This is a genomic window from Alishewanella sp. WH16-1, assembly GCF_001441695.1.
In the GTDB taxonomy this organism is placed as follows: Bacteria; Pseudomonadota; Gammaproteobacteria; order Enterobacterales; family Alteromonadaceae; genus Alishewanella; species Alishewanella agri.
Window position 1 is genome coordinate 1 of record NZ_LCWL01000064.1, and the last position, 11550, is coordinate 11550.

General features: G+C 51.3%; 12 protein-coding genes. 7 read left to right on the forward strand and 5 right to left on the reverse strand.

Features of this window, described 5'->3' with window-relative positions:
* The first annotated feature begins 181 nt into the window (after positions 1–181).
* The 5 genes from AAY72_RS05995 (at position 182) to AAY72_RS06015 (ending at position 2335) form a co-directional block, all read left to right on the forward strand.
* Positions 182–850: a Bax inhibitor-1/YccA family protein gene (locus AAY72_RS05995; protein WP_057786043.1), complete on the forward strand. Its 669-nt coding sequence runs from the start codon at positions 182–184 to the stop codon at positions 848–850.
* Positions 851–950: 100 nt separating this feature from the next.
* Entirely contained in the window at positions 951–1340 is a 390-nt protein-coding gene (tusD, locus tag AAY72_RS06000) for a sulfurtransferase complex subunit TusD (protein WP_057786045.1), read from the forward strand.
* On the forward strand, positions 1340–1699 hold the full coding sequence (gene tusC, locus AAY72_RS06005; protein WP_057786047.1) for a sulfurtransferase complex subunit TusC: 360 nt from the start codon (positions 1340–1342) through the stop codon (positions 1697–1699). Before tusD ends, tusC begins: the two co-directional genes overlap by 1 nt.
* 26 nt (positions 1700–1725) lie before the next feature.
* Positions 1726–1989, forward strand: a complete 264-nt coding sequence (locus AAY72_RS06010; RefSeq protein ID WP_057786049.1) for a DsrH/TusB family sulfur metabolism protein — start codon at positions 1726–1728, stop codon at positions 1987–1989.
* Positions 1990–1993: 4 nt separating this feature from the next.
* Positions 1994–2335 (forward strand): TusE/DsrC/DsvC family sulfur relay protein, encoded by a 342-nt coding sequence (locus AAY72_RS06015; protein WP_008983303.1) that lies wholly within the window; start codon positions 1994–1996, stop codon positions 2333–2335.
* A 494-nt stretch (positions 2336–2829) separates the two neighbouring features.
* On the opposite strand, the gene serS is transcribed toward AAY72_RS06015, so the two are convergent.
* The 5 genes from serS to lrp form a co-directional block, all read right to left on the reverse strand.
* Positions 2830–4119, reverse strand: a complete 1290-nt coding sequence (gene serS / locus AAY72_RS06020) for a serine--tRNA ligase (protein ID WP_008983302.1) — start codon at positions 4117–4119, stop codon at positions 2830–2832.
* Positions 4120–4316: 197 nt separating this feature from the next.
* A complete protein-coding gene (locus AAY72_RS06025) occupies positions 4317–5660 on the reverse strand; it encodes a replication-associated recombination protein A (RefSeq protein ID WP_008983301.1) in 1344 nt (447 codons plus the stop codon).
* Complete coding sequence (gene lolA / locus AAY72_RS06030) at positions 5660–6364, reverse strand: outer membrane lipoprotein chaperone LolA (RefSeq protein WP_008983300.1); 705 nt, start codon at positions 6362–6364, stop codon at positions 5660–5662. Before lolA ends, AAY72_RS06025 begins: the two co-directional genes overlap by 1 nt.
* Entirely contained in the window at positions 6364–8898 is a 2535-nt protein-coding gene (locus tag AAY72_RS06035; RefSeq protein ID WP_057786051.1) for a DNA translocase FtsK, read from the reverse strand. Before AAY72_RS06035 ends, lolA begins: the two co-directional genes overlap by 1 nt.
* A 202-nt stretch (positions 8899–9100) precedes the next feature.
* Positions 9101–9586 carry a leucine-responsive transcriptional regulator Lrp gene (lrp, locus tag AAY72_RS06040; RefSeq protein WP_008983298.1) on the reverse strand — a complete coding sequence of 162 codons (486 nt, stop codon included), beginning with the start codon at positions 9584–9586 and terminating at the stop codon, positions 9101–9103.
* 135 nt (positions 9587–9721) lie between these two features.
* Here lrp and ald point away from each other — a divergent pair, with 135 nt between their 5' ends.
* Both ald and AAY72_RS06050 read left to right on the forward strand, forming a co-directional pair.
* On the forward strand, positions 9722–10840 hold the full coding sequence (gene ald, locus AAY72_RS06045) for an alanine dehydrogenase (RefSeq protein WP_057786053.1): 1119 nt from the start codon (positions 9722–9724) through the stop codon (positions 10838–10840).
* A 374-nt stretch (positions 10841–11214) separates the two neighbouring features.
* Positions 11215–11427 (forward strand): cold-shock protein, encoded by a 213-nt coding sequence (locus AAY72_RS06050; RefSeq protein ID WP_008983296.1) that lies wholly within the window; start codon positions 11215–11217, stop codon positions 11425–11427.
* The last annotated feature ends 123 nt before the right edge of the window (positions 11428–11550 follow it).

Here is an 11550-nt window from a genome sequence, read left to right on the forward strand (position 1 = left end):
AAACCGCTCTGCCATCCCTCCAGCGAGCCGTATATTAATCAGTTCATTACGGAAAAGAAAGCAAAACCATAAAAAAATTTTTTAGTTGCTGTATTTTCAAGCGGGTAAGGCTGGTGATAACGGAACTTTAACAGTATGATGCGGTCATACAAATCAAACTTGGTCCAGAGGAGACAGCACTATGTCATACAGAGAAACCAGTAATATCGGCACCCTCAGTCAGGGCGTCGAAATCAACAAGGTCCTGCGCAATACTTATTTTCTGCTTGGTTTAACCCTGGCGTTCAGCGCTATGGCAGCCGGCCTGGCAATGGCAATGAATATGCCGCCACTGGGTGCTATCGTGTGTATGATTGCCGGTTTTATCATGCTGTTTGTGGTTAACAAAAAGGCCGATACCGCCAGTGGTATCTTCTGGGTATTTGGTTTTGCCGGTTTAATGGGTGCCTCTTTAGGCCCAATGTTGCTGGCATACGCCGGTTTACCCAATGGCCCGGCGCTGATTATGCAAGCTCTGGCCGGTACCGCGCTGATTTTCTTTGGTTTATCAGCCTATGCCCTGACCAGCCGTAAAGATTTCTCCTTTATGGGTGGCTTCCTGATGATCGGTTTACTGGTTATCGTGGTGGCGGCTATTGCCAATATCTTCCTGAGCATTCCGGCGTTAAGCCTGACCATCAGCGCAGTAGCGGTGCTGGTGATGTCGGGTCTGATCCTGTTCGATACCAGCCGCATTATTCACGGCGGTGAAACCAACTATATCCGTGCCACTGTTGCCCTTTATCTGAACATCTTTAACCTGTTCGTACACCTGCTGCAGTTATTAGGTATTTTCGGCGGCGATGAGTAATCGGCCCCGTTAAACCTAGCCGGCAACGGTTGAGTTCGCTAAAATGCCCCGCCTGTGCGGGGCTTTTTTATTGGCCCTTTCCAACTGCAGGGAATCTAAGATGACCACCCGCTTTAGCTTGTTGTTGCAACAAAGCCCCTTTGCCGGCCAGAGTTTTGCCAGTGCGCTGCAGTTTGCCCGCGCGGCACTGGCGCAGGGTTATCTGCTGGAACAAATATTTTTGTATGAAGATGCCGTTTTAGCCGTGCAGCCGGGTATTGATTTACCGGCCGATGAGCCGGATCTGGCGGCGCAATTAGCCAGCTTCTGTCAACAACAACAGATCCCGTTATTATATTGTGTTACCGCTGCCGAAAAGCGTGGCGTCTTTTCCGACATAAATGCTGATGCGAAAGCCGACAAAAGTGCCAACGCTACCCCCCCTTTTATTGCCGCGGGTTTGGCAGAGTTTGCAATGCGGTTAACCGGCACTAAGGTGGTACAGTTCTGATGCAAGCGATTCTGTTAATCCAAACTGCCTCGCCTTTTAACCAGGCCAAAGCGCGTGAGGCGCTGGATCTGGCATTGGCACTGGCTGCGGTCGAACATCAGGTATCGGTCCTGTTTCAGGATGATGCCGTTTATCAACTGTTAGCGCCAGATTTCGAACAAACAACTGCTCCGCTAAAAGCCTTTCAAAAAAGCTTTGGCCTATTTTCGCTATACGATATTGGCCCCTGCCTGGTCTGTCAGCAGTCGTTAGCCGCACGTGGGCTGGCGCAGCTGTCGTTACCAGATGGTTTTGTGCGGGCTGATAGTGCAACAATCCAAGCCGCTATGCAGCAGGCTGATCAGCTGATCCGCTGTTAGTCAGCGAACCAACGAGGAAGGCGACGATGAAACTGATTACGTTAACCAAGCCCTTGCTGGATACGACAGCGTTAAGCGCTATCTGTGCACCGGGTGACTCTATCCTGCTGCGCCAGGATGCAGTGTACCTGTGTTTACAACCCGGTTTGACACTACCGGTTCCGGTGCTGGCGCTGGCCTCTGATGTGCAGTGGCGTAATATCGTACCACAGACCAAAGTTGAGCTGATTGACGATGCCCGCTGGGTAGAATTAAGCGCTAGCGCCAACCAGAATTTATTATGGAATTAACTCGATGACACAGGCGTTTTTAGAAGTAGCCGGTAAGTCGCTACCACTGGATAAACATGGCTATTTGCAGCAGCTGACAGACTGGACGCCTGCCGTGGCGGAGGCCTTTGCCCAATTAGAGCAGCTAACACTGAGCGACGCGCACTGGGAAGTGATTTATTTTGTACGCGAGTTTTATCAGCAGTTTAATACCTCACCGGCAATTCGGCTGCTGGTTAAAGCGATGGCAGAAAAACTGGGGCCGGAAAAGGGCAACAGCAAATATTTGTTTTTATTATTTCCGGAAGGCCCGGCAAAACAGGCCACACGGCTGGCGGGATTACCAAAACCGGCGAAGTGTCTTTGAGTGTTGAGTGTTAAGTGTTAAGTGTTAAGTGTTGAGTGTTGAGTGTTGAGTGTTGAGTGTTGAGTGTTGAGTGTTGAGTGTTGAGTGTTGAGTGTTGAGTGTTGAGTGTTGAGTGTTGAGTGTTGAGTGTTGAGTGTTGAGTGTTGAGTGTTGAGTGTTGAGTGTTGAGTGTTGAGTGTTGAGTGTTGAGTGTTGAGTGTTGAGTGTTGAGTGTTGAGTGTTGAGTGTTGAGTGTTGAGTGTTGAGTGTTGAGTGTTGAGTGTTGAGTGTTGAGTGTTGAGTGTTGAGTGTTGAGTGTTGAGTGTTGAGTGTTGAGTGTTGAGTGTTGAGTGTTGAGTGTTGAGTGTTGAGTGTTGAGTGTTGAGTGTTGAGTGTTGAGTGTTGAGTGTTGAGTGTTGAGTGTTGAGTGTTGAGCAGTAAAACGTGTTTTAAATAAAGATGTAACTGCAGTTTGCTCTTTGCGGTCTAAACCGCAAAGAGCAAAGACATATAGCTTAAGCTAACTTAGTTTGACCGCCCATATAAGGCTGTAATACCTCTGGAATGGCCACTGAACCATCGGCTTGCTGATAGTTCTCCAGAATCGCGACCAGGGTACGGCCCACTGCCAGACCAGAGCCATTTAGCGTATGCAGCAACTCTGGCTTTTTGCCCTCTTCCGGCCGGAACCGCGCTTGCATCCGGCGCGCCTGGAAATCGCCCATATTGGAGCAAGAAGAGATTTCACGGTAGGCATTTTGCCCCGGTAACCAGACTTCCAGATCGTACGTCTTGCACGAGCCAAAGCCCATATCGCCGGTACAGAGCAGCATTACCCGGTATGGCAGGCCTAATAACTGCAGAATTTTCTCAGCATGGCCGGTCAGCTCTTCCAGTGCCTGCATTGACAGTGCCGGATTCACCAACTGCACCAGCTCCACTTTATCAAACTGATGCTGGCGGATCAGACCCCGGGTGTCACGGCCATAAGAGCCGGCTTCACTGCGAAAACACGGCGTATGGGCGGTATATTTAAACGGCAACTCACTGGCTTCAAAAATACTGTCACGCGCCAGGTTGGTTACCGGCACTTCTGCTGTTGGGATCAACGCCATACCTTGCCCCTCTTCAGTCGCCGGCTGGGTATGGAATAAATCGGCACTGAATTTTGGCAGCTGGCCGGTACCGTATAAGCTGGCATGGTTAACCAGATAAGGCACATAAACTTCGGTATAGCCATGCTGCTGGGTATGGACATCCAGCATAAACTGGGTTAACGCCCGGTGCAGCCGCGCCATCTGGCCCTTCATCACCACAAAGCGTGAACCGGATAGTTTTACCGCACTTTCAAAATCCAGCCCTTCGGCATAGGCTTCGCCAAGCGCAACATGGTCTTTAACCGGGAAATCAAACTGGCGTGGCTCGCCGACGCGACGCACTTCCAGATTTTCGGTTTCGTCTTTACCGACCGGTACTGACAGATCCGGTAAATTAGGAATGCTCAGTGCAATTTTATCCAACTCGGCCAGTACCGCATCGAGGCGGATCTTGGCGGCATCCAGCTGAGCGCCTAAACCATCGACTTCGGCCAACAAAGGCGCGATATCTTCACCGCGGCCTTTTGCCTGACCAATGGCTTTGGATTTAGTGTTACGCTGATTCTGCAGCTCCTGGGTTTCAACCTGCAGTACCCGGCGTTGCTCTTCCAGTGCACTGATAGCCGCGACGTCCAGCGTCATACCACGGGTCGCCAGTCGCTCGGCAGTTTGCGCCAGTTCTGCGCGTAAAAATTTCGGATCTAACATAGAATTCGCTTCAGTTCGCTAAATTAGGCCAGCTGCTTGCTGGCGGGTGATCATAACAGGGCTGAATATTACTAAGCTGCCACTAAAATTGAAATGCCTAACGCAGATTTTCTGTGTCCTTGCGGGCTTTTATCAGTCACCGCCGCCAGCGCGCCCGGCTCACTCGGTTAAGACTCGCCGAACCTGGCTAAGCCAGCTCAGGCTTTCGGTTCGTTACTGCGCTGTAATGGGCTTTGTGCATCCAGTTGGCGCAGATAACGCAACTTTTCCGCCAATTGCTTTTCCATGCCGCGCTCGCTCGGCTGATACAGCTGCTGTTGCCATAGCTCAGGCGGTAAATAGCGCTCACCGGCGGCATAGGCCCCCGGCTCATCATGGGCATAGCGATAACCGGCGCCATGCCCAAGCTGTTGCTGCAATGCGGTGGGCGCATTACGCAGATGCAGTGGCACCGGATAATCCGGACGTTCCGCGACCAGCGCTTTCGCCTGGTTAAACGCCAGATAGACGGCATTACTTTTTGGTGCCAGCGCTAAATACACCAGCGCCTGGGCAATAGCGCGCTCCCCCTCCGCCGGGCCAACCCGGCTAAAGGTATCCCAGGCATTGAGTGCCAGCGTTAAAGCGCGCGGATCGGCATTGCCAATATCTTCACTGGCAATCGCCAGTAAGCGCCGCGCCACATAAAGCGGATCGCCGCCACCGGCCAGAATACGGGCAAACCAGTACAAGGCGGCATCCGGATCTGAGCCGCGTACCGATTTATGTAAGGCAGAAATCAGGTCGTAAAACAGATCGCCATCGCGGTCAAAGCCCGGCAGCTGCTGCGGCACAATTTGCTGCACCTGCGCCACCGTCAGTTCAGACTGTGCCGGTGAGAGCTCTGCCAGTTGTTCCAGTAAATTCAGTAAGCGCCGGGCATCGCCATTAGCTAAGCGCAGTAATAGCTGCTCAGCTGCCGGCTCTAGCGTTAATTGTTGTGCGCCTAAGCCAAGTTCAGCGTCAGACAGCGCACGCGCCAGCACCTGTTGTAAGTCTGCTTCGGTCAGTGGCTTCAGCACACAGACCCGGGCGCGGGATAAAATAGCGTTGTTAAGGGCAAAAGCCGGGTTTTCGGTGGTGGCGCCAATAAAGATAATGGTGCCATCTTCGATATGCGGTAAAAAGGCATCCTGCTGCGCTTTATTAAAACGATGCACTTCATCGACAAACAGTAAGGTGCGTTGCTGATACTGCTGCTGGTGCAGTTTGGCTTGCTGAATACTGTCACGGATTTCTTTAATGCCGGCCGTGACCGCCGACAACCGCTGCATTTGGGCTTTGGCATGGCCAGCAATCAGCTCGGCCAATGTGGTTTTACCGGTACCCGGTGGTCCCCACAGGATTAACGAATGCACCCGGCCGGCTAAAATCGCCTGCTGCAATGGCGAGCCGTCGGCCAGCAGGTGCTGCTGGCCCACATAGTCTTTAAGTTGCGCCGGTCTGAGGCGGGCGGCTAATGGCCGGAAGTCGGCACCAAAATCCAGCGATAAACTGGCCATTAACGCTGCCGTTGATCATCGACGTCCAGGTTAGACGTGACCTTAAAGCTAAACTGCCGCTCGGCAATCTGCGGATTCAGTTTAATATCGCTAAACAAAAATACGCTTTGTTGCTGGTTAATATCAATCACCTGCATTTCAATTAGCTTGTCCTGGCTAAAGGTTAACAGTAATTGTTGTACCGGATTATCGCTGTTTAACGGGTGGATAAAAAAGCTCTGTTCCTGCTTGGTGACCTGATACTGCTGCCATAACGCTTCATCGGTTGAGGTCAGCAAAGCAAAAGGGGTTTGCCCGACTTCGCTTTGTGCATCGTAAATACTGACCTGCTCCAGCAGCTCATTGTAAACCCACAGCGTTTTACCATCACTGACTAATAAAGACGGCTCCGGCTCTGTACTTTCGAAACGAAAGCGCGCGCCTTGTTTTAAGGCCAACTGCCCTTTACCTTCCTGCAGCACTTGCTGCTGAATATCATAAACTTTCTGCTGATAATTCGCGGTATAGCTGCTAATGCGGGCCAGCTGTTGCATCAGTTCAGCACTGGCATCCTCAGCGCTCAGACGTTGTTGCCGCAGCGCTTGCATATGAGGCGCAAAATCTGGCCGTGGTACCACTTCCACAGTTTGTGCAGTCAGGGGCGCACTTAGCGCCGCTGTTAATACTACTGCTGAATAAACCAGAGCTGTTGCCAATTTACGCATTAATTACCTCTGTTAGGAACCAAAACTTCGCGGTTACCATTGTGGCCCGGTGGGCTGACTAACCCGCTATGCTCCATCTGCTCTACCAGACGGGCAGCGCGATTATAGCCGATCCGGAATTTCCGTTGCACACCAGAAACCGAGGCCCGGCGTGATTCAATGACAAAAGCCACTGCCTGATCGTACAGCGGATCGGCTTCACCCTCTTCGCCTTCGATAACTTCACCGGGCAATAAGTTCTCTTCGGTGGTTTCGCCACTTAAGATTTCGGGTAAGTACTGCGGTTTGCCGCGTTTTTTCCAGTCGGCAACCACCGCATGCACTTCGTGGTCATCAACAAAGGCGCCGTGCACCCGGGTCGGCACACCGGAGCCCGGCGGCAGATATAACATATCACCCTGGCCAAGCAGGCTCTCGGCACCCTGTTGATCAAGAATAGTGCGCGAGTCAATTTTCGACGATACCTGAAAGGCGATCCGGGTCGGAATATTGGCCTTAATTAAACCGGTGATGACATCCACTGACGGCCGCTGCGTGGCAAGGATTAAGTGAATACCTGCTGCCCGGGCTTTTTGGGCGATGCGGGCAATCAGCTCTTCGACTTTCTTACCGACAATCATCATCATGTCGGCAAATTCGTCGATCACTACGACAATGGCCGGTAGTTTTTCCAGGTAAGGCGCGCTGTCGCGCATATCATCAGAGGGTTTCCACAGCGGATCTTTTAGTGGCTGCCCTTCGACAATCGCCTCTTTAATCTTGGCGTTATAGCCCTTCAGGTTACGCACGCCCATCGCTGACATCAGCTTGTAACGCCGTTCCATCTCACCGACACACCAGCGCAGCGCATTGGCCGCATCTTTCATATCGGTCACCACTTCGGTCAGCAGATGCGGGATGCCTTCATAAATCGACAGCTCCAGCATCTTCGGGTCGATCATAATAAAGCGCACATCATCCGGCGTGGATTTATACAGTAAGCTACAAATCATCACGTTAACGCCAACCGACTTACCCGAGCCGGTGGTACCGGCAACCAGTAAGTGTGGCATTTTTGCCAGATCGGCTACCACCGATTTACCGGCGATATCTTTACCGAGCACCATGGTCAGCGCTGATTTTGATTCGTTAAACACCTCATCGCCAATCACTTCTGACAAACGCACAATTTCGCGGTGCTGGTTTGGCAGCTCTAAGCCGATAAAACTTTTACCCGGAATCACCTCGACCACCCGTACACTAATGGCCGATAACGAGCGGGCGAGATCTTTAGCCAGGCCGGTAATTTTACTGACTTTGACACCGGGGGCCAGATCCAGCTCAAAGCGGGTGACTACCGGCCCAGGGTGTACGCCAACGACCCTGGCTTCGACGTTAAAGTCCAGTAACTTGGCCTCGACCAACCGTGATACCCGTTCTAAATCAGCCGGATCGATGGGGTTGGTGGCTTTGTCAGGACGATCCAGTAAGGCTAATGAGGGTAACTCTTCCAGCGAATGGGTCACTTCCTGGCTATCATCTTCTTCCGGCTGCGCCACATTGTCGTCTTCCGGATAGCGCAGTAGCGGGTGCAATTCTTCCTCGGTTTCAATCTCGCGGAAGGTACGGCTGATATGGGCTGCGTCGACCGGATCATCCACAGCACTGAAGGATAACTGTTCATCGGCCAGGGTATCGACGCTGTAATAAGCCCTGCCTTCGGTGCGCTCATCCAGCGGCCGGATCGGTAACGGCTCTTTGCGTTTTAGCTCGGGTTCAGCAACAGGTGGCCAGCTAACTTGTGGCTCCAGCTCCTGTTCTGAATCCGCCCAGCTGGTATCCTGCTCCGTCACCTCGCGTTTAACCCGGCGGGCTTTTGGCGCGGGTAAGGCATCGGCGTCTGTTTCGGTAAATACCGGCTCTGGTAAAGGTTTGGCCGAAAAGTGCTGCGCCAGTTTACTAAACAGATAAAAACAGCCGGCCCCTAAGTGATCCGCAACCGTTAACCAGGAGATGCCGGTTAGCAGCGTTAAGCCGGTGGCAAAGGCGCACAGTAATAACAAACTGGTGCCGATAAAATTAAAGTAGGGTAACAGGCTGCTGCTCAGCATATCGCCCAGCACACCACCGGAAGAGAAGTAGTAAATATCGTTAAAATTCATACTGCTGATTGCAGTAGCAGCGCATAACGTCAGGATCAACCCGAAAATACGCAAGCCTAAAATCAGATAATCGAGGCTGATCAGATCTTTAAAGCGCTTAAATAGCAGATAGCCACAAAGCGCCACAAAAAAAGGCAACAGATAGGCAATCCAACCAAAGCTGAATAACAGCACATCAGCCAGCCAGGCCCCGGTGCGGCCGGCATAGTTATTAACTTGTTGTTGATAGCCGGTTTGTGACCAGCTCGGATCGGCAGGGTCAAAAGAGATCAGTGCCAGTAACATAAAAATGGCAAGCGCAGAGCATAGGATTAACCCGACTTCAAGCAAACGCTGGACACCATTTAACGAAAAAAATACTTTGCTTTGCAAATGAAAGGCCTCTAATTTCATTTTTTGCTCCGCTCCTTAAACTAACTGGCGCCAATCAGGCGCGAACGAACCGCTGTGCGGAGTGCTGAGTCTGTCTTCACTGACTTGCTTAGGTTACCAGAGCCGTCTGAAAAGTGCATCTTTCTGGCATGAATGCGGCCAGTCTAGCTAACCAAAGCTGAACGCCAGCTTAGACGCGACGTCCGGCACTTTGTGCTGCTGCTCAGGGTATCGCCACAAAACTGCTTTGTTTAACTTCTTCCATCACCACATAAGTTCGGCTCTCGCGCACACTGGGCAGCCGCAGCAGGGTTTCTCCCAACAGTTCCCGATACGCCGCCATATTGGCAACCCGGGTTTTTAATAAGAAATCAAAACTGCCCGACACCAGATGGCATTCCTGAATCTCGGTTAACTTCTGCACCGCTTTACTAAATTCATCGAAATCTTCCGGTGAGGTTTTACTCAGGGTAATTTCTACAAAGACTAACAAGGCAGCCCCCACTTTATGCGGATCAACCTGGGCGTTATAACCGAGGATAAAACCTTCCGCTTCCAGCTTGCGTACCCGCTCCAGACAAGGTGTGGGACTTAGCCCGACCCTTCTGGCCAGCTCGACATTGGCTAAGCGGCCATCCTTTTGTAATTCCACCAGAATTTTGCGGTCAATCCGATCTAACTTTTTGACGCTCTTATTTAAAGAGTACATAGCAGCATAAAATTCCAACACGAGCGCGTAAACAGGATTTTCTACTATTTTGGCGTTTTAAAACAAGCATTAATTCTGGTTTTTTATCGCTATACTGCGCAAAAATTTTACCCAAACCCAACCAAGGTGAAACTTATGATCATCGGTGTACCAAAAGAAATAAAAAACCATGAATACCGTGTCGGCATGACGCCTGCCAGCGTCCGTGAAGTCATTGGCCACGGCCACAGCGTCTTTGTTGAACACAATGCCGGTATCGGCATCGGTTTTACCGATGAAGATTATCAGGCGGCCGGTGCCACTGTGCTGAGCACGGCAGCTGAAGTCTTCGCCAAAGCCGAGATGATTGTTAAGGTAAAAGAGCCACAAGCCGTGGAGCGCGCCATGCTGCGTGACGGTCAAATTCTGTTTACTTATCTGCACTTAGCGCCGGATCCAGAGCAAACTGCTGATCTGATCAAATCAGGCGCGGTCTGTATCGCTTATGAAACGGTAACCGACAGCAAAGGCGGTTTACCGCTGTTAGCACCGATGTCAGAAGTGGCCGGCCGGATGTCCATTCAGGCCGGTGCCCGCGCGCTGGAGAAATCTTGTGGTGGCCGCGGTATGTTGTTAGGCGGTGTACCAGGCGTAGCGCCAGCAAAAGTTGTGGTGATCGGTGGCGGTATGGTCGGTACTAACGCCGCGCAAATGGCGGTAGGTTTAGGTGCCGATGTGACCGTTCTGGATCGTAGCGTAGACGTGCTACGTCGCATTAATGCGCAGTTTAACGGTGCCGTTAAAGCGGTATACTCTACTGCGGACGCCCTGGAGCAGGAAGTGTTGGCAGCTGACTTAGTGATCGGTGGCGTGCTGGTGCCAGGCGCGGCAGCACCTAAGCTGGTGACCAAAGAGCATATCAAACGCATGAAACCAGGTTCAGCTATTGTTGACGTGGCTATCGATCAGGGTGGCTGTGTTGAGACCTCTAAGGCGACCACGCACGCTGATCCAACTTATATCGTTGATGACGTCGTCCACTACTGTGTTGCTAATATGCCAGGCGCGGTACCACGCACGTCAACTTTCGCCCTGAATAACGCGACGCTGCCATTTATTCTGCGTTTAGCCAATAAAGGCTACAAACAAGCGCTGTTGGACGACCAACACCTGCTGGCCGGTTTGAACGTGTATCGTGGTAAAGTGACCAACGAGGGTGTTGCTCAGGCGCTGAACCTGCCATTCGTCGCGCCAGCCGCGGCTATTGCTGGCTAAGTTAATCCTGTGTTACCTAAGGCCGGTTCTCCGGCCTTTTTTTATGAGTGAAGTTTGGGACTGGCAGCGTCCGTTACCCCGCGCAGCGCTTATAAACTTGCTGCAAACTTATACTGACAGCGGCATTATGGCTGTAGTTTGCTATTTCGCTAAATTATTCACCGATAAAGCTATACATTCCTGCAATACCTGTTATAGTGATGTCCGGCCTGTAGTACAGACCTATGTAACAACTTGTTTTTGAAAACTTCGCTACACAGCTTCGCTTGTAAGTCATGTCCTGAAGATTCACGCACGTTTGGCCACATAAGTAACAGTCAGGCTAAAAGCGCATTTTGCGTTATTACATTTATCAAAATTTTTAGGAGTCTCTCATGGCTAAAGTAACTGGTGTAGTTAAGTGGTTCAACGCTGACAAAGGTTTCGGTTTTATCACTCAAGACAACGGCGGCGCTGACGCTTTCGTTCACTTCCGTGCTATCCAAACTGATGGTTATAAAACCCTGAACGAAGGCCAAAAAGTGGCTTTCGAAATCGAACAAGGCCAAAAAGGCCCACAAGCTGCTAACGTAACTGTTATCGGCTAATTCGATACCGAATTGCAAGAAGCCAGCCTAGTGCTGGCTTTTTTTATGGCTGCTATCCATAGCACTTATCCACAGCACTCCGGTACCGGTACGAGCTCAGATGCTGATAGATCCCCACGATTT

What these genes read in the sequence shown, in the direction of transcription:
- AAY72_RS06050 (WP_008983296.1), top strand. Translation starts at nt 11,215, where the DNA reads ATGGCTAAAGTAACTGGTGTAGTTAAGTGGTTCAACGCTGACAAAGGT.
- lrp (WP_008983298.1), bottom strand. Translation starts at nt 9,586, where the DNA reads ATGTACTCTTTAAATAAGAGCGTCAAAAAGTTAGATCGGATTGACCGC.
- ald (WP_057786053.1), top strand. Translation starts at nt 9,722, where the DNA reads ATGATCATCGGTGTACCAAAAGAAATAAAAAACCATGAATACCGTGTC.
- AAY72_RS06015 (WP_008983303.1), top strand. Translation starts at nt 1,994, where the DNA reads ATGACACAGGCGTTTTTAGAAGTAGCCGGTAAGTCGCTACCACTGGAT.
- tusD (WP_057786045.1), top strand. Translation starts at nt 951, where the DNA reads ATGACCACCCGCTTTAGCTTGTTGTTGCAACAAAGCCCCTTTGCCGGC.
- AAY72_RS06010 (WP_057786049.1), top strand. Translation starts at nt 1,726, where the DNA reads ATGAAACTGATTACGTTAACCAAGCCCTTGCTGGATACGACAGCGTTA.
- lolA (WP_008983300.1), bottom strand. Translation starts at nt 6,364, where the DNA reads ATGCGTAAATTGGCAACAGCTCTGGTTTATTCAGCAGTAGTATTAACA.
- tusC (WP_057786047.1), top strand. Translation starts at nt 1,340, where the DNA reads ATGCAAGCGATTCTGTTAATCCAAACTGCCTCGCCTTTTAACCAGGCC.
- AAY72_RS06035 (WP_057786051.1), bottom strand. Translation starts at nt 8,898, where the DNA reads ATGAAATTAGAGGCCTTTCATTTGCAAAGCAAAGTATTTTTTTCGTTA.
- serS (WP_008983302.1), bottom strand. Translation starts at nt 4,119, where the DNA reads ATGTTAGATCCGAAATTTTTACGCGCAGAACTGGCGCAAACTGCCGAG.
- AAY72_RS06025 (WP_008983301.1), bottom strand. Translation starts at nt 5,660, where the DNA reads ATGGCCAGTTTATCGCTGGATTTTGGTGCCGACTTCCGGCCATTAGCC.
- AAY72_RS05995 (WP_057786043.1), top strand. Translation starts at nt 182, where the DNA reads ATGTCATACAGAGAAACCAGTAATATCGGCACCCTCAGTCAGGGCGTC.